At 69.0% G+C, this 21,735-nt stretch carries 19 protein-coding genes and 1 riboswitch; of the genes, 13 read left to right on the plus strand and 6 right to left on the minus strand.

Translation table 11 applies throughout. From position 1 onward, the window contains the following. Nucleotides 1-111 precede the first annotated feature (111 nt). Nucleotides 112-960 (minus strand): fructosamine kinase family protein, encoded by an 849-nt coding sequence (locus KDK95_RS20120; protein ID WP_212519765.1) that lies wholly within the window; start codon nucleotides 958-960, stop codon nucleotides 112-114. A gap of 233 nt (nucleotides 961-1,193) precedes the next feature. Beyond that, entirely contained in the window at nucleotides 1,194-1,583 is a 390-nt protein-coding gene (locus KDK95_RS20125) for a phage holin family protein (RefSeq protein ID WP_212519766.1), read from the minus strand. A gap of 160 nt (nucleotides 1,584-1,743) precedes the next feature. Between KDK95_RS20125 and KDK95_RS20130 the strand changes: the two genes are divergently transcribed. From KDK95_RS20130 to thiC, 3 genes are all read left to right on the plus strand, one after another. Then, nucleotides 1,744-2,307 (plus strand): MarR family winged helix-turn-helix transcriptional regulator, encoded by a 564-nt coding sequence (locus KDK95_RS20130; protein WP_212519767.1) that lies wholly within the window; start codon nucleotides 1,744-1,746, stop codon nucleotides 2,305-2,307. A 254-nt stretch (nucleotides 2,308-2,561) separates the two neighbouring features. Beyond that, nucleotides 2,562-2,774 (plus strand): hypothetical protein, encoded by a 213-nt coding sequence (locus KDK95_RS20135; protein WP_212519768.1) that lies wholly within the window; start codon nucleotides 2,562-2,564, stop codon nucleotides 2,772-2,774. 59 nt (nucleotides 2,775-2,833) lie between these two features. Next, nucleotides 2,834-2,942: riboswitch (TPP riboswitch) on the plus strand. Then, nucleotides 2,938-4,512 carry a phosphomethylpyrimidine synthase ThiC gene (gene thiC, locus KDK95_RS20140; protein WP_212519769.1) on the plus strand — a complete coding sequence of 525 codons (1,575 nt, stop codon included), beginning with the start codon at nucleotides 2,938-2,940 and terminating at the stop codon, nucleotides 4,510-4,512. Its footprint overlaps the riboswitch before it by 5 nt. A 407-nt stretch (nucleotides 4,513-4,919) precedes the next feature. Here the strand turns inward: thiC and KDK95_RS20145 are convergent, their stop codons facing one another. Beyond that, nucleotides 4,920-5,942, minus strand: a complete 1,023-nt coding sequence (locus KDK95_RS20145; RefSeq protein ID WP_212519770.1) for a helix-turn-helix transcriptional regulator — start codon at nucleotides 5,940-5,942, stop codon at nucleotides 4,920-4,922. Between the two features lie 482 nt (nucleotides 5,943-6,424). Here KDK95_RS20145 and KDK95_RS20150 point away from each other — a divergent pair, with 482 nt between their 5' ends. Beyond that, complete coding sequence (locus tag KDK95_RS20150) at nucleotides 6,425-9,016, plus strand: MGH1-like glycoside hydrolase domain-containing protein (RefSeq protein ID WP_212519771.1); 2,592 nt, start codon at nucleotides 6,425-6,427, stop codon at nucleotides 9,014-9,016. Between the two features lie 170 nt (nucleotides 9,017-9,186). After that, entirely contained in the window at nucleotides 9,187-11,070 is a 1,884-nt protein-coding gene (locus tag KDK95_RS20155; RefSeq protein ID WP_212519772.1) for a DUF262 domain-containing protein, read from the plus strand. A gap of 4 nt (nucleotides 11,071-11,074) precedes the next feature. Here KDK95_RS20155 and KDK95_RS20160 read toward each other — a convergent pair whose 3' ends face one another. Continuing rightward, complete coding sequence (locus KDK95_RS20160) at nucleotides 11,075-11,905, minus strand: metallophosphoesterase (RefSeq protein ID WP_212519773.1); 831 nt, start codon at nucleotides 11,903-11,905, stop codon at nucleotides 11,075-11,077. A gap of 122 nt (nucleotides 11,906-12,027) precedes the next feature. On the opposite strand from KDK95_RS20160, the gene KDK95_RS20165 reads away from it, so the two are divergent. The 5 genes from KDK95_RS20165 (at nucleotide 12,028) to KDK95_RS20185 (ending at nucleotide 17,677) form a co-directional block, all read left to right on the plus strand. Next, entirely contained in the window at nucleotides 12,028-12,804 is a 777-nt protein-coding gene (locus KDK95_RS20165; protein WP_212519774.1) for a nuclease-related domain-containing protein, read from the plus strand. Nucleotides 12,805-12,884: 80 nt separating this feature from the next. Continuing rightward, nucleotides 12,885-13,988: a histidinol-phosphate transaminase gene (gene hisC, locus KDK95_RS20170; RefSeq protein WP_212519782.1), complete on the plus strand. Its 1,104-nt coding sequence runs from the start codon at nucleotides 12,885-12,887 to the stop codon at nucleotides 13,986-13,988. Between the two features lie 111 nt (nucleotides 13,989-14,099). Further along, complete coding sequence (gene pdhA / locus KDK95_RS20175; RefSeq protein WP_212519775.1) at nucleotides 14,100-15,278, plus strand: pyruvate dehydrogenase (acetyl-transferring) E1 component subunit alpha; 1,179 nt, start codon at nucleotides 14,100-14,102, stop codon at nucleotides 15,276-15,278. Next, on the plus strand, nucleotides 15,278-16,255 hold the full coding sequence (locus tag KDK95_RS20180; protein ID WP_212519776.1) for an alpha-ketoacid dehydrogenase subunit beta: 978 nt from the start codon (nucleotides 15,278-15,280) through the stop codon (nucleotides 16,253-16,255). Before pdhA ends, KDK95_RS20180 begins: the two co-directional genes overlap by 1 nt. Nucleotides 16,256-16,279: 24 nt before the next feature. Then, complete coding sequence (locus KDK95_RS20185) at nucleotides 16,280-17,677, plus strand: dihydrolipoamide acetyltransferase family protein (RefSeq protein ID WP_212519777.1); 1,398 nt, start codon at nucleotides 16,280-16,282, stop codon at nucleotides 17,675-17,677. Between the two features lie 57 nt (nucleotides 17,678-17,734). On the opposite strand, the gene KDK95_RS20190 is transcribed toward KDK95_RS20185, so the two are convergent. Continuing rightward, on the minus strand, nucleotides 17,735-18,280 hold the full coding sequence (locus KDK95_RS20190; protein WP_212519778.1) for a DinB family protein: 546 nt from the start codon (nucleotides 18,278-18,280) through the stop codon (nucleotides 17,735-17,737). A gap of 17 nt (nucleotides 18,281-18,297) precedes the next feature. Between KDK95_RS20190 and KDK95_RS20195 the strand changes: the two genes are divergently transcribed. From KDK95_RS20195 to KDK95_RS20205, 3 genes are all read left to right on the plus strand, one after another. After that, on the plus strand, nucleotides 18,298-19,095 hold the full coding sequence (locus tag KDK95_RS20195; RefSeq protein ID WP_212519779.1) for a carbon-nitrogen family hydrolase: 798 nt from the start codon (nucleotides 18,298-18,300) through the stop codon (nucleotides 19,093-19,095). Nucleotides 19,096-19,334: 239 nt separating this feature from the next. Then, on the plus strand, nucleotides 19,335-20,867 hold the full coding sequence (locus tag KDK95_RS20200; RefSeq protein ID WP_212519780.1) for a recombinase family protein: 1,533 nt from the start codon (nucleotides 19,335-19,337) through the stop codon (nucleotides 20,865-20,867). Between the two features lie 223 nt (nucleotides 20,868-21,090). Beyond that, nucleotides 21,091-21,261: a hypothetical protein gene (locus KDK95_RS20205; protein WP_212519781.1), complete on the plus strand. Its 171-nt coding sequence runs from the start codon at nucleotides 21,091-21,093 to the stop codon at nucleotides 21,259-21,261. A 349-nt stretch (nucleotides 21,262-21,610) separates the two neighbouring features. Here KDK95_RS20205 and KDK95_RS20210 read toward each other — a convergent pair. Continuing rightward, a partial coding sequence (locus tag KDK95_RS20210) for an integrase core domain-containing protein (RefSeq protein ID WP_212519783.1) occupies nucleotides 21,611-21,735 on the minus strand: 125 nt, incomplete at its 5' end.

Consider the following 21,735-nt stretch of genomic DNA (forward strand, 5'->3'; position numbering starts at 1 on the left):
GATTCGTCTGTACCGGGTATGACACAGCTTTTGCCCGGTCGCGTCCGAATCGTGTCCTGCCGTTTGCCCGCGCGTAGAAGCGGTTCCGCAGCGTGCTGACTCAGAGCGGAATCAGAGATATTCGCGCGCCGCGGCGACCGCCTGCGCCCCGTAGGAGCCCCCGAACAGAGCCGCGTGCACCAGCAGCGGGTGCAGCTGGTGCAGGCCCACCCGCTCGCGCCAGCCGTCCGCCAGCGGGTGCACCTCGTCGTACGCGCTGAGGATGGCCTCCAGCTGCGGCGGGGCGAACAGCGCGAGCATGGCCAGGTCGGTCTCCCGGTGGCCGCCGTGCGCGGCCGGGTCGATCAGCCAGGCGCGTCCCCGCACGTCCCACTGCACGTTGCCCGCCCACAGGTCCCCGTGCAGCCGCGCGGGCAGCTCCGGCGGACCGGCGAGCTCCCCGATCCGGGCGCACACCAGCTCGATGTCAGCCGCCTGGCTCAAATCCAGGGCTTTTCTGTCCACCGCGGCGCGCAGGTATGGCAGGACCCGGTGTTCGGCGTAGAAGGAGGGCCAGTCGTCGGACTCGGCGTTGCTCATCGGCAGGGCCCCGATATACCCGTCCTCGGGCGCGCCGAAGCTCTGCGCCCCGCGCGCGTGCACGGTGGCGAGCTGGCGGCCGAACTCCTCGGCGCCGGCCGGGGTGGCGCGCCCCGGCGTGATCCACGTGGTGACGAGCAGATCCGCGGTCTCCCCGAGCACCTCGGGCACCGCCACCCCGTCCGCCTCGCGCAGCCAGCGCAGGCCGCGCGCCTCGGCGGCCAGGAAGCCCGGGGCCTGCCCCGGATAGGCCTTCGCGAAGACGTTCCCGCCGGACAGCAGCGCGACCCGGTAGGCCCCGGTCCCCCCGGAGCCGGTGCCGAGCGCCGTGACCCCCGCGACTTTCGCGCCGAGCAGCTCGCCGACCTGGTCCCCGATCATCCTCGGCGACCAGGGTTCCGGCCCGCGGCCGGAGTGTTCGTACGCGCACACACCCGCTGCGCATCCGCGGATCTCACCGTTGTTCCCTCGCTTCAGGCCGTCGCGTCGCCAGGTGCCGACGCCGGGCACGCACTACGAATTCTGCCAGGCAACGGTAGTACGGAAACCGCCCTTCACGGGCGGGCGGACGCGCCGGAAGCGCCCGCGCGGTGCACGGACGCCTGTGGGCTTGGTCACTTGTCGTCGTCGGGCAGGAGCGCGTTGAGAATCAGCGAGACGACCGTGATGACGAGCGATCCGAGCAGCGCGGAGACGAAGTTCTCGACGTGGAACTGCACGGCGAAGTGGGCGCAGATCGCAGAGGTCAGCCACAGCATCAGAGCATTGATGACAAAGGTGATGAGGCCGAGCGTCAGGATGATCAGGCCGAAGCTGAAGAGCTTGACGACGGGTCGGATGAACGTGTTGACGAGCCCGAAGATGAGCGCGACGATCAGGATGGTTCCGACCAGCTGGCCGGTGGAGGCGCCGGAGTGCTCGAAGGTGATCCCTGATTTGAGGACCAGGGAGGCCACCCACAGCGCCACCGCGTTGACCGCGATCTTGATGGCGAATTTCTTCATGGGCGAATGTTGCCGCAATCCGCACCCTGTGGTCGAGAACCTGTGGCAAGCTGTTGCACACAACCCGGGTGGCGCTCGCAGGGCGCTGTGTATCACCCGTACGCGTCAGGGCCCGACGCAAAAACGGGCATTTTGTGCGACACAGGATATGATCGACGCTATGACAGCAATGGATGACCGGCTCGGCCACGTGGTCAAGAGCCTCGAGCAAGAGCTCTCCGGAGCTAAGGACGCGGTGCTGCGGCCGATGGGCCTGACAGTTCCGCAGTACTCGGCGCTGCTGGTGATCGCTGAGACTCCGGGCATCAGCGGGGCGGAACTCGCCCGCCAGTGCCTGGTGACCCCCCAGACGATGACCACGGTGCTCGGCAACCTCACCGTGAAGGGTCTGATCGAGCGCCGCACGGTGCCCGGCCAGGGGCGGGCGATGGAGACGACCATCACCCGGTCCGGCAAGACCCTGCTGGCTCGCGCGGACAAGAAGGTCGAGGAGGTCGAGGGGCTGCTCGCCGGGCAGCTGACCAAGACCGACCAGGCCCAGCTGCGTAAGCTGCTGGAGAAGTGCCGCGCCGCGTTCGCGGACGGCAAGGGGTCCTTCACCGAGGCGGAGGCCGCTCCGGCCGCCCGCCCGGCGCGTAAGGCCCCTGCGAAGAAGGTGGCGGCCACCCGTCCGGCCAAGAAGGCCGCGACCAAGAAGACCGCCGCCCGGGCCAAGAAGAAGTAGGCCCGAGCGACACCGCTCTGCCCAGCCCGCCGGATCGTCGTTCAGACGAGCTGGCGGGCTAAGCGGCGTTCGGCCCCTCGCGCACGCAGCCGGCATCATCCCAGGTGGGACCCCTAGGGGGAATTCGGGGTCCGTCCTGGTAGCGCGGGAGGTAGTCGCGATATATCGTGGTTGTGGGCCGGAACGCGGCGCTCGCCCCGTTCGTTGACCCGGTAGGAACCGTCAGCAGACTCTGAAGGGGTAGGGAAAGCGAAATGCCGTTCGCGTTGAAGGCGCTCCTCGTGGTCGCCGGAGTCTTCGTCGCCGGGGCGATCGTGGTATCGATCGTCAGCTGGGCGCTGCACTCGTTGCTGTTCATCGCCGTCGGCGCGGCCGCGGTCGGCCTGCTGTACTACGGCTACCACCGCTTCATGATGTCGATCCCGGCCTACCGTCGCCGGCAGCTGCAGAAGAAGCGCGATTACTGATCGGATCCACCCTGGCCGCTGACGGGGCTCGACAGGCGCGCTAGGGTGGCGGAGACAAACCAATAAACCGCGGGAGCTCGGGGCGGATCCGGGCTGAGAGGGCGAACACGCCGACCGCATGAACCTGTCCGGATAATGCCGGCGTAGGGAGTGTGACGCAGCCATGTCTGCTTTGTCTCCGTCAAACGACAATGTGCTCCGCAAGACCTATCTGACCGATGCGCTCGGCACCTTCCGGGTGCCGATGCGCGAAGTCATTCTCTCCACCGGTGACAGCGTTCTGCTGTACGACACCTCCGGCCCGTACACGGACGAGAACCTGCGCACGGACGTGCGTGCCGGGCTTCCCAAGCTGCGGGCTCCCTGGATCGAGGCCCGCGCCGCGGCCCTGACCGGCGACGGAGCCCGCGCCGCCGCCAGGACCCAGCTCGGCTACGCGCGGCGCGGCGAGATCACCGCCGAGATGGAGTTCATCGCCCTGCGCGAGGGTGTGGAGCCGGAGAAGGTGCGCGCCGAGGTGGCCGCCGGCCGCGCCGTGATCCCGGCGAACGTCCGGCACCCGGAGATCGAGCCGATGGTCATCGGCGAGGCCTTCCTGGTGAAGGTCAACGCGAACATCGGCAACTCGGCCGTCGCCTCCTCGATCGAGCACGAGGTGGAGAAGATGGTGTGGGCCACCCGGTGGGGCGCCGACACGATCATGGACCTGTCCACCGGCAAGGACATCCACCAGACCCGCGAGTGGATCCTGCGCAACAGCCCCGTCCCGGTCGGCACCGTGCCGATCTACCAGGCGCTGGAGAAGGTCGGCGGCAAGGCCGAGGAGCTGTCCTGGGAGGTGTATCGGGACACTGTGATCGAGCAGTGCGAGCAGGGCGTGGACTACATGACCGTGCACGCCGGCGTCCGCGCAGGCTACGTCCCGCTCACCGCGAACCGGAAGACCGGCATCGTCTCCCGCGGCGGCTCGATCCTGGCCGCCTGGTGCCTCGCGCACAAGCGGGAGAACTTCCTCTACGAGCGCTTCGCCGAGCTGACCGAGATCCTGCGCGAGTACGACGTCACCTACTCGCTCGGCGACGGCCTGCGCCCCGGATCCATCTACGACGCCAACGACGCGGCGCAGCTGGCCGAGCTCGAGACGCTCGGCGAGCTCGGCCGGGTGGCTCGCGAGATGGACGTCCAGGTGATGATCGAAGGCCCCGGCCACGTCCCGATGAACAAGATCAAGGAGAACGTGGACCTGCAGAAGCGGCTCTGCGACGACGCCCCCTTCTACACGCTCGGCCCGCTCACCACGGACATCGCGCCCGGCTACGACCACATCACCTCGGCCATCGGCGCCGCGATGATCGGCTGGTACGGCACCGCGATGCTCTGCTACGTGACTCCGAAGGAGCACCTGGGCCTGCCCGACCTCGAGGACGTCAAGCAGGGCATGATCGCCTACAAGATCGCCGCCCACGCCGCCGACCTCGCCAAGGGCCACCCGGGCGCGCAGGCGTGGGACGACGCCCTGTCCGACGCACGGTTCGAGTTCAGGTGGGAGGACCAGTTCAACCTCGCCCTGGACCCCGCCACCGCCCGCGCCTTCCACGACGAGACGCTCCCCGCCGCCCCCGCCAAGCAGGCGCACTTCTGCTCCATGTGCGGCCCGCACTTCTGCTCGATGAAGATCACCCACGAGATCCGCTCGCTGCACGGCACCGCGGCCGCCGGCTCGGCCGCGGTCTCCTGAGTTCCGGAAACAAGTTCGTAAAGCTTGTTAACGACTTTTGAAGTATCGGGGTCTTCGCGCTGGTCAGCGCGGGGGCCCCGATCCCGTTTCCTGCAACGTGCATGAAGGGGTTGGCGTTCGGCTGACAGCTTCATGCCATGCAGGCTCGTGCCACTTCTGAACCCTTCAGTCAGCTATGCCGGATACGGCAGACTCAGTTCCACGAGCCGGATCCCCCACCAGATTCCCGGCCTCGGCCGCGGCCTCGCGAAGCCGCTGCCTGAACCCCTGTGGCGGGGCCACGGGCCCACACTGGCCCCGCCCAGGGCGGCAGGCTCCCACTCTCCCCGGAGCCGCCGAAGCCACCCGCAGCCACGGAGACCACGGCATCCACCCTCGAATCACCGTGCTCCACCGGGCCATCCTCGTCAGAGCCACCCGCGCTGCGTCGCCTTGTGTCCCGCCTCGAAGCGGCTCGAGGCCTCGAGATGCTCCATCAACTCGGCCATGATGCGGCGCACCGTGCGTACGGATACTCCCAACTTCCGCGCCGCCACGTCGTCCGTGTTGCCGGCCGCGAGAAAACGGAGCAGCGCAAGTTCCTGCTGCGTGGGCTCCCGTTCGTCGTCCGGATGCGGAGCCGGCTCGTCTATCGGCGTCGCCGCCGCCCAGCTGGTCTCGAACAGGTCGACCAGCGGTATCAGCAACGCGGGCTCGCGGACGACGAACATCTCCACGGGCAGCTGGGGCTGCCGATGGATGATCGCGGCCACGGAACGGTCGACGATGGTCATCCGAACCGGCACGACCGGCGCGGAGCGGATCTCTCCACCCAGCCCGCTGAGCCAGCGGGCGTAGTCCAGGTTGCGGCGGTCGGCGAGGACCGAGTTCTGATAGAGGCTGCGGCCGGGCACTCCGCGCTGCGCCACCTCTTCGTCGAAGGGCCGTGCGGCATCCAGGACCTCGGGCCGCATCGGCTTGCCCGGAATCGTGGACCAGACGCTCTCCGTCGCCCGGAAGACGAGCCTCTCGATCCACGACTGGATCGGCTCCGGGCCCGTCAGCGTCTCCACGTCGGCGTGACCGAAGCCATCCTGAGGCGCCGGTCGCGATTCGAGAAGTTCGTTCATCGCGGATTGAAGCATCGAAAGCGAGGTGCTTTGTATCTTGAGAAGTTCGGACTGCTGGCGGATGAGCGTGTGGATCGCCCGTTCCATCGAGACCGGACGCAACTTCTGCGTCGGCTGCAGGCCGGGGCGCAGCAGGGTGAGGTCTGAGAGCTCGTCGACCGCGTCGACGGCCTCGGACGTGTCGATGCCGAGCGCCTCGGCGATCTGGGCGGCGTCCGCCTCCGGGGCCGAGTGCATCATGAGGTAGACCTGCACGCAGATGCTGTCCAAGCCGAGCGCGCCCAGGACCTGCTCGGCGATCGTGCTCGATGCGTCGCTCATCTGCCTCTTTGGCTCCTTATGATCGAGATCGCCCGCTTCTGTCCGCTGTGCTTGTCGGCTCGCTTCGATGCTCTGTGCGGCTTGGCACTATTATCCCTGGCAAGTAGCTGCCATGGGTTAGGGCTGCCTGAGTACGCGGATGTCCGTCACACTGAATTCTGCTGTCAGGAAACTAGCGGGTGTACCTCGTGGTGGACGGTACACGTTGCTGGTCCTCGCAACTAGCCTGCAGCCTTCGTATAGCGCTGATTCGAGGTTGAAATGTCCAAGTTCCGAGCCGTTGTAGGCAGTCTGGCAGCAGTTGGCCTCATTGCCGCCCTTGGTGCCACTCTCACCTTCACCGCGTCTTCGTCGACCGGTCACACGGTCACGGCCGCTGTGGCGGAGTCCAACGCCAGCATCGCGTGCTACACCTGCGTCGGCGACGTCTGATCGGGTTCCCCGACTGAGCGGAATCGCCCGGCACACGGCAGACTGGAGCCGTGGCTGAGCAGACTCCTGAACGGCGGCGGTTGGCGCAAGCGGATGCGGGCGCGGGTTCCTGGCGCGGCTGGGGGCCCTACCTGTCCGAGCGGGCCTGGGGCTCCGTGCGCGAGGATTACAGCGCGGACGGCGACGCGTGGTCGTACTTCCCGTTCGACCACGCGCGCTCCCGCGTCTACCGCTGGAGCGAGGACGGGCTCGCCGGGCTCTCGAACCTGAACCAGGACTGGTGCTTCGCGCTCGCGTTCTGGAACGGGCGCGATCCGATCCTGAAGGAGCGGGCCTTCGGGCTCGGGAACGCCGAGGGCAACCACGGCGAGGACGCCAAGGACTACTGGTGGTACGAGGACGCCACTCCCACCGGGTCCTGGCTGTCCTGGCGCTACCACTATCCGCAGGCGGAGTTTCCCTACGCGCGGCTGCGCGCCGAGAACGCGGGGCGCTCCAAGGAGCTCGGGGAGTTCGAGCTCGTCGACACGGGGGTGTTCGACGAGGACCGCTACTTCGTCATCACCGCCGACTACGCGAAGGCCTCGCCGCAGGCGTACGCCATCAGGCTGACCGTCGCCAACCAGGGGCCGGAGGCGGCGACGTTGCACGTGCTGCCGCACCTGTGGCTGCGCAACATGTGGGCCTGGGGGCGTGCCGCGGACATCGAGGACGCGGTGGACGCGGGGCTGGTCGGCATCAGCGGGGCGCCGGGGCGGCTGAGCGCCCGGCATCCGCACTTCTCGCCTGTCACCCTCGCCGACGCCTCGGGCCTGAACCCCGAGGCGCTGCTCTGCGACAACGAGACGAACGCCGCGCTGCTGTTCGGCGGCGAGAACGCGTCGGACTACCCGAAGGACGGCATCGGGGATCACGTCGTGCACGGGGCCGCGAGCGTGAATCCGGCGATGGAGGGGACCAAGGGCGCGCTGCACTACGTGCTCGAGCTCGCGCCCGGCGAGGAGCGCACGCTGCATCTGACGCTCATGGCGGAGGAGGCGGACGGGCCGTACGGGGACGCGGACGCGGTCGAGGCGGTGCTGGTCGAGCGCAAGAAGGAGGCCGACGCATTCTACGCGGAGGTGGCGCCGGCCGACGCGAGTGCGCAGGACGCGCGGATCATGCGGCAGGCGTACTCGGGGCTGATCTGGGCCAAGCAGTTCTACCACTACGACGTGCACCGGTGGGCCGAGGGCGACCCCGCGCAGCCGGTTGCGCCCGCCCACCGCGCGCACGACCGCAACCACTCGTGGTCGCATCTGTGGGCGCGCGACATCCTGCTCATGCCCGACCCCTGGGAGTACCCCTGGTTCGCCGCGTGGGACCTCGCCTTCCACTGCGTCGCGATGGCCGGCGTCGACCCGGGCTTCGCGAAGGACCAGCTGTTCACGTTCCTCTCCCAGCGCTATCAGCACCCGAACGGGAAGTTCCCGGCGTACGAGTGGGACTTCGACGACGTCAACCCGCCGGTGCTGGCCTGGGCTTCGCTGCTGGTCTACCGGGCGAACGGGCACGACCTGGAGTTCCTGCGGGCCTGCTTCCACAAGCTGCTGCTCGACTTCACCTTCTGGGTCAACCGGAAGGACGCTGAGGAGAACAACATCTTCGAGGGCGGATTCCTCGGCCTGGACAACATCGGGCCGTTCGACCGCTCCAAGCTGCCGGTGGACGGCGTGCTCGAGCAGTCCGACGGGACCGGCTGGATGGGCTTCTACTGCCTGGCCATGCTGGAGATCTCGATCGAGCTCGCGCTGCACGACCCGATCTACGAGGAGATGTGCGGCAAGTTCGCCGAGCACTATGCGTACATCGCGGCGGCGATCAACGACCACGGCCTCTGGGACGAGCAGGACGGCTTCTTCTACGACCGGCTGCGGCGCGGCGACGGCTCGGCGCTCGTGCTGCGGGTGCGCTCGATGGTCGGGGTGATCCCGCTGCTCGCCTCGCTGCCGGTCGACCGGGCCACCCTGGAGAGGCTGCCGCGCTTCAAGCGCCACCTCGAGGAGTTCACCACGCGCCGGCCCGAGTACGTGCGCGCCATCTGCCGGCCGCACAGCGGCGGCGGGATCCTCTTCTCGCTGGTGAATCCGGAGCAGGCGGAGCGGGTGATGACGCGGATCGCCGATCCGGCCGAGTTCCGCTCGCCGTACGGGCTGCGCTCGCTCTCCCGCGCGCACCTCGACAAGCCCTTCGAAGCAGACCTCGATAACGGCGTGCACGCCGCCGTCGACTACGAACCCGGAGAATCCCGTTCCGGGCTCTTCGGCGGCAACTCGAACTGGCGCGGACCGGTCTGGATGCCGATGAACTTTCTGATGGTCCATACCATCGAGAAGATCCTGGGCGCGCTGGAGGGCATGCCGACGAAGGTGGACCGGCGCGAACTCGCGACGCAATTGCGCGAGGGGCTCATCGGGCTGTTCCGGGCCGACGACAGGGGAATCCGGCCGGTGCTCGGCGAGGTGCCGCTGTTCCAGGGCGACCCGCGCTGGAGCGAGCGGCCGTGGTTCTACGAGTACTTCCACGGCGACACCGGGCGCGGGCTCGGCGCCGCCCACCAGACCGGATGGACCGCGCTCGTCGCCGAATTAATCCGCAGTTGACACGAAATCGTGGCTTGATGTTGGGTTTTCGTGTCAGATGAGCAGGGCATCTCCCGGTTGGACAGGGCGGACAAGGGGCGCACTGCGACATTGTGAGCGAGTGAAGATCTCGCGCGGACGCGAATGTGCGCGCGGAAATTCCAATTCGTCCTTTCGGGGTGCGATTCGAGGTGGCAAAGCAGACTCAGGAGCGGATCGACGGGCGCGGACACTCGGTGCGCGAACTGTTCACCGGCCGGCGTTACGGCCTCGAGCACTACCAGCGCGAATACGACTGGACCCGCACGCACGTCACCGACCTCCTGAACGACCTGGCCGGGCGCTTCCTGGAGCAGTGGAACGAAGACCACGAACGCTCCGACGTCGCCGACTACCGACCGTATTTCCTCGGTCCCTTCGTGACCTATCCGGTGCCGGGAATGTCCTTCCTGGTGGACGGCCAGCAGCGGTTCACCACGCTGCTCCTGCTGCTGATCCGGCTGCGGCACCTGCTGACCGAGGCCGACGAGCACGCGGGCGCCGCGGTGCTGGACAACATGATCTGCACCGTGCAGTACGGCGTGCCGACGTTCACCGTGCACGTGGACGAGCGCGAGCCGGCGCTGCGCCAGCTGCGCGCGGGCCGCGAGTACCCGGTGACCGAGCAGACGCCGCTGGCCGTGCGCAACATCTGCCAGCGCTACCGCGACCTGGTCGAGGACCTGCCGAGCGGGCTGCGCGGCGCGGCGCTGCCGTACTTCGTGGACTGGCTGCTCGAGCGGGTCTTCCTGGTGGAGATCTCGGCCAGGGACCGGGACCACGGCTGGGAGATCTTCGAGTCGATGAACGACCGCGGGGCCCGGCTGACGCCGCTGGACCTGCTCAAGTCCTTCGTGCTCTCCCGCGCGGACAAGGACCACAGCGCGCTCAACGCCGTATGGCGGCGGACGATGTCGGCCCTGGCGGTCACCGACGACCAGGCGCCCGGCGACTTCGTCAAGACCGTGCTGCGGGCCCGCTACGCGCCCGCCGACCAGGACACCGCGGAGCGGGTCGACAAGGCCTTCCACGAGTGGGTGCGGCAGAACCCGGACGCGATGGGCCTGGCCAGGCCGCGCGACTACCGGGTGTTCATCCGGGACACCATCCGGCCGCTCGCCGACCGCTACCGGACGCTGGTGGAGGCCAGTGCGGCGCCGGTGCGCGGCTTCGAGCCGGTGTTCTACAACGCGGCCAACGGCTTCGACAAGCAGCTCACGCTGATCATGGCGGCGATCGGCCCGAACGACACGGACGCCGCGTTCCGGGAGAAGTCCCGGCTGGTCGCCGCGTTCTGCGACCTGCTGCTCGCCCGGCGGATGGCGAACTACGCTTCGCTCACCGCGAACGACCTCGCCCTCTACATCAACGGGCTGATCATGCCGCTGCGCGAGGCGGCCACGGTGGACGACGTGCGCACCCTGCTGTCCGTGGAGATCGGCAAGATCGAGCACGGCTTCGCCGGCCTGGAGAACTTCGGGCTGCGCTCGGACAACCGCAAGCAGGTGCGCTACCTGCTCTCCCGGATGACCGGCTTCCTGGAGACCGGCTGCGGCCAGCCCGACCTGATCGCCGACTACCTCGGCTTCGGACCGAGCGGCCGGCCGTACGAGATCGAGCACATCTGGGCCGACCACTTCGGCCCCTACGCCGAGGAGGTCGGCACGCCGGAGCGCTTCCGCTCGGTGCGCAACCGCTTCGGCGCGCTGCTGCTGCTGCCCAAGGAGATCAACGCGGCCTTCCGGGACGACCCGTTCTCGCTCAAGGCGGAGCACTACCGGGCGCAGAACCTGCTGGCCAAGTCGCTGCACCCGCTCTGCTACGAGCGCAACCCGTCCTTCCGCAGGTTCATGCTGCGCTACGGGCTCACCGAGCTGTTCCGGCCGTACCCGCACACCTTCGGGATCACCTCGATCACCGAGCGGCAGCGGCTCTACCGGTCGCTGTGCGAGCTGATCTGGGATCCCGTGAGGCTGGGCTTCACGACTCAGACCGAGCCGACGCCGGCGGTTCCCGCCGTCGGCTCAGTGCCGTAGCACGCTAGAGCTGAGTGCGAAGCGCCTTCTGGGTCTCCGGAAGCGGCGCGACGAAGCAGGGACCGCCGAGGAAGGTGCCGGTGTCGAAGTTGGCGGCGTACCCGCCCGCGTAGACCAGCGGCCCGGTCACCTCGTGCGGGTCCTTGCCGAGCAGCAGCGGGACCGGGGAGTGGCCGTGCACGATCTGCCGCGCCCCGTACTCGGCGAGGAAGGCGCAGGCTGCCTGGCCGTCGTCCGAGGCGAAGGCGAAGCGCTTGGTCATCATGTGGGTGAGCTCGTCGAGCTGCTCGAGGTCGACCGGATCGGACAGTATGCCGCGGATCGTGTCGTTGATCTCCCGCACGCTGCCGCCGTAGTTGCGGTAGCCGAGCGTGTCCGCGTGCATCAGCAGGTGGTCGCCGAGCAGCGCCATCGCGGGCAGCGCGGCGACCCAGGCGAGGTGCTCGGCGGTCAGCCGCGCCGAGTCGGCCTCCTTGCCGCCGTTGCCCATCCAGCGTTCCCTGAACATCTGATGGGCCATCTCCTCGGCCTGCGGCGAGTACCGGGTCGAGCCCTCCGGCAGGTGCGCGGCCAGCAGCATCAGCTCGTGGTTGCCGAGCAGGCAGCCCACCTCGCCGCCCGCCGCCGCGGCCTGCCGCTGCAGGTCCATCACGAGATCGAGCACGCCCACGCCGTCCGGGCCGCGGTCGGTCAGGTCCCCGAGGAACCACAGTCTCGCCCCGCCGGCGATCCAGCGGCCCGCGCCGTCGGTGAAGCCCGCGCGCCCGAGCGCGTCACGCAGCGGGGCGAGACAGCCGTGGACGTCCCCCACCGCGTATGCCGACTGGTCAATCATGAATGCGAGGGTAACGGCAGGGGGCCGTGCAACGGTATACCCGCCCCGAATCCGGGTACCGCGATACCGTGAATCCGAGCCCCCGAGCGGCGCGGGACACGGATGGACGGAGGCGGGCCCGGTTGGCCAGGCGAGGGGCGGAGCAGCCGCACCAGGCGGGCGCCAGCCTGCGGGTGCAGTACGAGGACGGCCGGCGGGAGTGGGCGACCAGGCAGCGCCGCTCCGTGTGGCTCTCAGCGCTCTGGTGGGGCCCGGCCGCGGTGCTGTTCGGGCTGCTCGCCGGGATCGGCACGAGGTACGCGCTGTTCGGCCTGCTGATCACCGCCCTGGTGATGGCCGCCGTGATCGACGTCGGATTCCGCCACCCGCAGTCGCTCGACCGGCTCAGGGACCGGGCGAACGCCGAGGCGGGCACGGCCAGGGAGCTGCGGCTGCTGGCGCTGCGCGGCGGCGCGCACAACCTGCACGACCGCTTCTACGCCTCCACCTCGGGCACCTCCTTCGAGGTCGAGCACCTGGTGGTGAGCCCGCGCGGGGTGTTCCTGATCGACTCGAAGGAGTGGCACGGCTTCGACGTGCGGCTGCTCGGTCTCGACCTGTTCGTCAACCACGTGAAGCAGGACGGGGCGATGGCCGCGATGCGGGCCGCCGCGACCGAGCTCGGCGAGGCGCTGACCCAGGTCGCGGGCGGGAACGAGGAGGTCGGCGTGGTGGACGTGACCTCCGTGCTCGCCGTGCACGCGGAGGGCATCACCGGCACGCCGCGGGTGGTGTACGGGGTGATCGTGGTGCGGCCGGAGCAGCTGCCCGAGCTGCTGCGCTCGGCCTACCCGCGCTGGTCCGCCGCGACCACGGCGCACATCGCGGGCGCCGCCGAGTCGCTGCTGCCGCCGCGCTGAGATCCGCGTTTGCTTCGGGCGTGTCGCGACGTACGCTGTGGCTCGTACAGCCGGAACCATAAGGAGTGGACGTGGCCGAATTGAGCGCCGGATCGACCGAGGAGCCGAGGGTCAGGCTGCGCGCCGCGATCGCCGGGCTGCCGGCGTACAAGGCGGGGGCGCCCGCGGTGCCCTTCGAGGGCACGGCCTACAAGCTCTCCTCGAACGAGAACCCGTACCCGCCGCTGCCCGGCGTGCTCAAGGCCGCCGTGGCCGCCGCCGAGGAGATCAACCGGTACCCGGACTTCGCCTCCGGCGCGCTGATCGAGGAGATCGCCCGGTTCACCGGCGTGCCGGCCGACCGGGTCGCGGTCGGCACCGGCTCGGTCGGCGTGCTCCAGCAGTTGGTGCAGGCCACGGCCGGTCCGGGGGACGAGGTGCTGTTCGCCTGGCGCTCCTTCGAGGCCTACCCGATCATCACGCAGATCGCCGGGGCGACGGCCGTCACGGTCTCGCTGCGCAGCGACGAGACGCACGACCTTGACGCGATGGCCGAGGCGATCACCGAGCGGACCAGGCTGGTCCTGGTGTGCAACCCGAACAACCCGACCGGCGCGATCGTGCCCCGCGCCGAGCTCGAGCGCTTCCTCGACCGCGTCCCGAAGGACGTGCTGGTCGTGCTGGACGAGGCCTACGTCGAGTTCGTCCGGGCTGAGGACTACCCCGACGGCGTGGCGATCTCGCTCGATCGGAGCAACGTCTGCGTGCTGCGCACCTTCTCCAAGGCCTACGGCCTGGCCGGGCTGCGGATCGGCTACGCGATCGCCGCGGAGCCGGTCGCCCAGGCGCTGCGGGCCTGCGCGGTGCCCTTCGGGATCAACCTGGTCGCCCAGGCCGCCGCCGTCGAGTCGCTGCGCTCGCAGGACGCACTCGCCGAACGGGTCTCCGAACTGGTCGCGGAGCGCGAACGGGTGATGGCCGCGCTGCGTCAGATCGACCTCGCGGGGCGTTACGGAGTGGAGTTGCACGACAGCCAGGCCAACTTCTTCTGGCTGCGCCTGGGCGCGCGAAGTGTGGAGTTCGCCCAAGCCTGCGAGGCGATCGGTGTCACGGTCCGACCGTACCCGCCGGACGGTGTCCGTGTGACAATTGGCGAGCAAGAGGCCAATGACCGGGTGCTGGGCGTGCTCAGATCCGGCTTCTAGGCCCCCTTGCGCCTTCCTGAGCCCGTCCCCGCCCTTCATAGAGCGGTGACCGGTGGGTAACGTGACCTCGGAATGACCCCCGTGGTCCTCGCCAACGATGAGGGAGACCGCATGACTGGGCGCAGGGCAGTGGAAAAATCCACCACCCCCAACCCCGCATCCGGGAGTACGAAGCGCGCCCCACAGGGCCGCGGTACCCGCCGGACCACCGGGCTCAAGGACGAGCCCGAGTTCATCCAACTGCTCACGCCGACCGGGGAGCGGATCGATCATCCGGACTACCCGCTCGAACTGAGCCCCGAAGAGGCCCGCTCGCTGTACCGGGACATGGTCCTGGTGCGCCGCGTGGACGCCGAGGGTACCGCGCTGCAGCGGCAGGGGGAGCTGGGCCTGTGGGCCTCGCTGCTCGGCCAGGAGGCGGCCCAGATCGGCTCGGGCCGCGCCATGCGCCCGGACGACTTCGCCTTCCCGACGTACCGCGAACACGGCGTCGCCTGGTGCAAGGGCGTGCCGCCGGTGAACCTGCTCGGCATGTTCCGCGGCGTCAACAACGGCGGCTGGGACCCGAACGAGAACAACTTCAACCTCTACACGATCGTCATCGGCTCGCAGGCCCTGCACGCCGTCGGCTACGCCATGGGCGTGCAGCGCGACGGCGGGGACAGCGCGGTGATCGCCTACTTCGGCGACGGCGCCTCCTCCCAGGGCGACGTGCTCGAGTCCTTCGTCTTCGGCGCCTCGTACAACGCGCCGGTGGTGTTCTTCTGCCAGAACAACCAGTGGGCGATCTCGGAGCCGACCAGCCGTCAGTTCCGGGTGCCGCTCTACCAGCGCGCGGCCGGCTTCGGCTTCCCCGGCGTCCGGGTGGACGGCAACGACGTGCTCGCCTGCCTCGCGGTCACCCGCGCGGCGCTGGAGCACGCCCGCTCCGGGCAGGGCCCGATGCTGATCGAGGCCTTCACCTACCGGATGGGCGCGCACACCACCTCGGACGACCCGACGCGGTACCGCTCGAGCGACGAGGTCGAGTCCTGGCGGGCCAAGGACCCGATCGTCCGGCTCAAGGCGTACCTGGACCGCGAGGCCCTGGCCGACGAGACCTTCTACAAGACGGTCGACGACGAGGCGGACGAGCTCGCCGCGCAGATCCGCTCCGGCTGCCTGGCGCTGCCCGACCCCGACCCGCTGAGCATGTTCGAGCACAGCTACGCCGCGCCGCACGCGCAGGTCGCGGAGGAGCGGGCCTTCCTGGCCGACTATCTCGCCGGCTTCGCCGAGGAGGAGCACTGATGACTCAGCTCACACTGGCGAAGGCCATCAACGCCGGCCTGCGAAGGTCGATGGAGCAGGACCCGAAGGTCGTGCTCATGGGCGAGGACATCGGCAAGCTCGGCGGCGTGTTCCGGGTGACCGACGGCCTGCAGAAGGACTTCGGCGAGGCGCGCGTCATCGACACCCCGCTGGCCGAATCCGGCATCATCGGCACCGCGCTCGGCCTCGCGCTGCGCGGCTTCCGGCCGGTCTGCGAGATCCAGTTCGACGGCTTCGTCTTCCCGGCCTTCGACCAGATCACCACGCAGGTGGCGAAGTTCCGCGCGCGTTCGCTCGGCACGGTGAAGATGCCCATGGTCATCCGCATCCCGTCCGGCGGCGGCATCGGCGCGGTCGAGCACCACTCCGAATCCCCGGAGGCGCTGTTCGCGCACACCGCGGGCCTGCGCGTGGTCTCCTGCTCGAACCCGGTGGACGGCTACTGGATGATCCAGCAGGCGATCCAGAGCGACGACCCGGTGATCTTCTTCGAGCCCAAGCGGCGCTACTGGGAGAAGGCCGAGGTGGACGTGGACGCCGAGGCGCCGCGTCCGTTCGACCGCGCGGCGATCGCGCGCCCGGGCACCGACCTGACGCTCGCGGCGCACGGCCCGATGGTGCGCACCTGCCTGGACGCGGCCGCCGCGGCCGAGTCCGAGGGCCGCAGCATCGAAGTGATCGACCTGCGCACGATCTCTCCGCTTGACGTGGATACGGTTGCCGAGTCGGTGAACCGGACCGGGCGTCTGGTGGTCGTGCACGAGGCCCCGGTGTTCTTCGGCCTGGGTGCCGAGCTGGCGGCGAAGGTGACCGAGCGGTGCTTCTACCGTCTCGAGGCGCCGGTCCTGCGGGTGGGCGGCTTCCACGCCCCGTACCCGCCGTCCCGGGTGGAGGAGATCTACCTGCCGGACCTGGACCGGGTCCTCGACGCCGTGGACCGTGCGTTCGCCTACTAGCCGCCGACCTGGGAGTTAAGAGACATGGCAACGAAGCAGTTCCGCCTCCCCGACGTCGGCGAGGGCCTGACCGAGGCCGAGATCCTCGGCTGGTCGGTCGCGGTCGGCGACGTGGTGAAGGTCAATCAGATCCTGGTGGAGATCGAGACGGCCAAGGCGGCCGTCGAGCTCCCCTCGCCCTTCGCGGGCACCGTCGGCGCCCTGCTGGTGGAGGCGGGCCAGACCGTCGACGTCGGCACGCCGATCATCGAGATCGAGGTCGCCGGGGCCGAGCCGGACGCCAAGCCGGCCGCGAAGCCCGCGCCCGCGGCCGGCGCCGCACCCGCCGCGAAGCCCGCGGCCGAGGCGCCGAAGCGGGAGCCGGTGCTGGTGGGATACGGCGTGGCCCAGTCGGCCACCACCCGCCGCGCCCGGAAGAACGCGCCGGCCGCCGCGTCCCCGGCTCCGGCCGCGGTCGCCTCGGCCGCATCGGCGCCCCCGGCTCCGGTCGCCGCGGCTCCGTCGGTCGCCCCGTCGGCGCCCGCCCCCGCGGCGCAGGCGCCGACCGTCGCCCCGACGCACGTCCTGGCCAAGCCCCTGGTGCGCAAGCTCGCCAAGGACCTGGGCGTGGACCTCTCGACGATCACCCCGGCCCGCGAGGACGGCGTGATCACCCGCGAGGAGGTCGAGCGCGCCGCGGCGGCCCCCGCCGCGAGCCCGGTCGCCGCTCCGGCGGTCGCCGCGCTGGCCGAGGACCGCCGCGTGCCGATCAAGGGCGTGCGCAAGGCCACGGCGGCGGCGATGGTGGCCTCGGCCTTCACCGCGCCGCACGTCACCGAGTTCCTGACGCTCGACGTGAGCCGCACGGTGAAGCTGGTCGAGCGGCTGCGCGCGCAGCCCGAGTACCGGGACGTGAAGGTCTCCCCGCTGCTGATCACGGCCAAGGCCCTGATCAGCGCGACCCGGAAGTTCCCGGAGATCAACGCCTCCTGGGACGAGGCGGCGCAGGAGATCGTGCTGCGCGGCTCGGTGAACCTCGGCATCGCCGCGGCCACCCCGCGCGGGCTGGTCGTGCCGAACATCAAGGGCGCCGAGCGGCTGACCCTGCGTCAGCTGGCCGACGCCCTGGCCCAGCTGACCGCGACGGCGCGCGAGGGCAAGACGCCCCTCGCGGACCTGACCGGCGGCACTATCACGATCACCAACGTCGGCGTGTTCGGCGTGGACACCGGCACCCCGATCCTCAACCCGGGCGAGGCCGCCATCCTCGCATTCGGCGCGATCAAGCAGCAGCCGTGGGTGCACAAGGGCAAGGTCAAGCCGCGCTGGGTGACCACCCTCGCGCTGTCCTTCGACCACCGCCTCGTGGACGGCGAACTCGGCTCGCGGTTCCTGCGCGAGGTCGGCCGTGCCCTTGAGGACCCGGCGGCAGTCCTGCTCTGACCGCTCGATTCGCGACTCTGCCGGGCCGACGCACGTCGTCGGTCCGGCAGAGTGCATTCACGCCGTCGTCGGGGGCGGGTATCCGTGCTGGTAGAGGTCGCGCAGCGTGCCGATCTCACCGCCGTGGTGAGCGACTTCGTCGAGCGCGTGCAGAGCCAGCAGCAGGTAGGTCTCCTTGGCGTAGAAGCCGCCGTACTCGGTCATCGGCTGCATCATGCGCTCGTCGCCGAGCGACTCGACATGCGCCCGGAACCGGGACCAGTCGGCGGCGAGCAGATCGATGCCCTCGTTCGCGCTGCCCGGCCAGATGCGGCGGTCGCCGGACGGGTCCTCGCCGGTGAAGAAACGCTCGTATCCGCGCTGGCAGTCAGCGCCGATGTGCCACATGCGCCAAGCGATCGTGGTGAACGGCGCGGGCCGGACATCGGGCTCCGGACCCAGGTCCGCGCGGTAGACGCCGTCGCCCTCCGCACGGACCGTCAGGCAGTTCGGCACGGGTTCCCAGAGGTATTCGGCGTCGGTGAGGCCGTTGAGACGCGCGAACAGCCGCGAGCGCACGTCCTCGAAGGTCCGCAGCACGTCTCGGGTCACGGGATTAGTCATCTCACTAGGATGGACCCATGAAGGTCGCACTGGTGCAGCTTGACGTGGATCTGACCCTTCCCGTGGCGAAGGCGCGGGAGCTCGCCGTGGCCAAGGTGCACGAGGCCGCGGAGGACGGAGCGGAGCTCGTCGTGCTGCCCGAACTGTGGGCGCACGGCGCGTTCGACCCGGTGCCGTGGCCGGCGACGGCGGAGCCCCTGCACGGCGAGACCGCGCAGGCCCTGCGCGAGGCCGCGATCGACTGCGGCATCGTGCTGCACGGCGGATCCATCGTCGAACGGACGCCGGACGGCAAGCTCTACAACACCTCGCTGGTCTTCGACGCCGAGGGCGAGCTGCTCGCGGGGTACCGCAAGATCCACACCTTCGGCTTCGACCAGGGCGAGGCCGCCGTGATGACGCCCGGCGAGCACATCACGACCTTCCCGCTGCGCGACATCGATGACAGCGTACTGACCGAGATCGGCCTCGCCACGTGCTACGACGTGCGCTTCCCCGAGCTCTACCGCAAGCTCGTCGACGCCGGCGCGCAGACCGTCGTGCAGGTCGCCGCGTGGCCGACCCGGCGGCTGAGCCACTGGCTCACGCTGTGCCGCGCGCGGGCGATCGAGAACCAGGTGTACATGCTCGCGTGCGCCTGCGCCGGAACGCAGGCCGGGCTCGAGATGACCGGCCACTCGCTGGTGATCGACCCCTGGGGCGAGGTCATCGCGGAGGCGGGCGCCGAGGCGACCACGCTGTACGCGGAGATCGACCCGGCGTTCGTGCCGACGACCCGGGAGCGTTTCCCGGTGCTGCGGGACCGCCGCCTGTAGCCGATACCCGGCGCCGGCGGCTCGACCTCGGCGTCGCGGGGAATGACCATCGGGCCGGGTGAGGTTAGATGTATCCATGGCACCTCATGCACGTGTACGCGCACCCGAGCTCGTCGGCCGGGGCGGTTGGATCAACACCGCGGGGAACGCCGCACCTGATCTGAGCGGCAAGATCGTCCTGCTCGACTTCTGGAAGAATAGCACCATGCAGCGAACTTCCGGAAGGGCGATCCAGCGCGATGCATCACCACAACGAATGTGACCTCTACCTGCGGCTTTCTCTCGATCGTGAGGGTAAGACGGGCATCGAGCGTCAAGAGGCTGACTGCCGAGCGGAAGCGGCCCGACTCGGCCTGACCGTGCGTAAGGTCCACATCGACCGAGGCCGCAGCGGATACAAGTACGTGACGCGCAAGGGATTTGACGACGCACTTGCCGCTGTGACGGCGGGTGTGGTCGGCACCCTGATTGTGTGGAAGCTCGACCGGCTCAGCCGCAAGGGAATCGGCGAGATCGGCAGGGTCCTCGATGACCTCTCCCGAGTCGGCGCCCGCATCGTCAGCGTTATGGACCGCAAGGACACGTCGGACGAGAGCGATCGAATCGCCATCGCCCTGCTCGCCGAGCTTGCGCGTCAGGAGTCCAAGAACATTGGCACCCGCGTTGGGAACGCAAAGCGCTACCTGCGCACCCGAGGCCAGTGGATAGGCGGCCAACCGCCCTACGGGCTCATGGTTGACCCGGAAACCAAGCGGCTCACCCCGGACCCCGATACCGCCGTGTTCGCGCGGCTCATCGCCGATATGGCGCTGTCGGGCGAATCGCTGACCGGCATAGCTCGGTTCCTGAACGCCGAGGAAATCGAGGCTCCGCGCGGGGGTGAGTGGAACGCCGGAACGCTGTCACAGCTACTCCGCGCACCCGCGTTCGCTGGCCTCATGCCAGAAACCGACTACAGCGAAGCGCCGGACGGAACGCGCAAGTACTCGCATCGCGTGCGCGTCTACAGCGACCCCACGACGCACGAGCCGGTAGAGATCGGCGAGGGAATCATCAGCGACGGTGAGCGAGAGGTGATCCTTACGCTGATCGCGTCGCGCACCCGAGAGGACAGCCTTGGTCGCAAGCGGCCTACGCATGACGGGAGTGCGCTGCTTACCACGCTGATTCACTGCGGGGTGTGCGAGCGGCGAATGCATCGGGTCGGCGGGTCGTACCGCTGTATGGCCACACGCGCCGGTAACCGGTGCCCGGGGGCGAACGTCATGGCCGACGCAATAGACGCGTACGTGTCCGATGCGTTCCTTACTCGACTGCCAGCGAGCGAGCCTGACGACCCGCTGCTTATCGCTGTTGCTGACAGGTGGGTCCGCAAGGCCGATCCCGAACTGTTCGCGAAGCGCGACGCCATTAGGGCCGAACTGGACGCCCAGGAATCGGCAATGGATCGGTTGATCGAGGATCGGGAGAGGCCCGAATTCCAAGGACAGCGGGGACGCGAGCGGTATGACAAGGCAGTGAGCCGAATCATGCGCCGCACGGCAGGACTAGAGGCCGATCTCAGCGCACTTCCGACCCCTGCTGTGAACGTGGGACCGCTGCTCGACTCTGAGACGCTGGTACCGGCTTGGGAGGGCGCAGACCTCGACCGCAAGCGCGAGTATCTGCGGCTCGCTATCGACCGCGTGAGCGTCAGCAAGGGACAGCGCGGCAAGCGGTTCAACGGGCATGAGCGCGTCACGATCGAGTGGGCCGAGCCAGCCGACGAGTAGGCTTCACGCGCGAGAAATCCCCGTTCGCACACGGCGCGGACGGGGATTTCTCATGCCCACGCGTAAGGACCAAGTGCTGACCAGCGCGGGAGCGAGGCCGGCGAGGGCATCCGGCCTGTTCACATGCAGTTAGGTTGACTCTGACGCCCCATCAGGCACCACTTACCCGGCGTTCGGCTCGCTAGATAGAGGGTGTAGGCCCCAACTGGTGAGGAGAGACACCATGGCCGCTGATGAACTGCTCGCCAAGATCCAATCTTGGAAGAATGAGGATTCCCATCGAGGGCGACTCGTTCGCGCGTTCAATTCAAACTATCTGAACGATGTCAAGCTACAGACTGAGCGTATGGGAATGCTGCTCATCCACGTAGAGCGTGACGCTGCGCTTGCGTAGGCCGCTGTGAGCCGTCCGGCTGGCGCTGGGCGGCTTACTTATGGCCTTATTACGTTACATTCATTACAGGGGTCATGTTGAAACCCAACCTTGAGGCGTACATATGTGAGGCGCGAGCACAGCTGGTGACGCGTCATGGAGTTACCGACGCCGACGCAATATTGAATGCATCAAGCACGCTGCTTGACGCCATGTTAGCGATAGAGGAGAGCAAGCGCGGACCAGCCTGCGAAGCTCCCAACTGCGGAAACCTCCTTGAATACGCGGGCTCTGGCAGGTATCCCCGATTCTGCTCCGGCGCTTGCCGAGTGCGGGCACACCGAGCAAGGCAGACAGCGCGGATCGCCGACTAGCTGTACTGCCCCGTGAGGTTGGGGACGCGGCTGGCGGGTGGTTTGCCTCCGAGTGCGGTGTGTGCGCGATGGTGATTGTAGGTGTGGAGCCATCCGGCCAGTGCGTCCCGGCGCTGTTGTT

The sequence above is a fragment of the Actinospica acidithermotolerans genome, from assembly GCF_018139625.1.
GTDB lineage: Bacteria > Actinomycetota > Actinomycetes > Streptomycetales > Catenulisporaceae > Actinospica > Actinospica acidithermotolerans.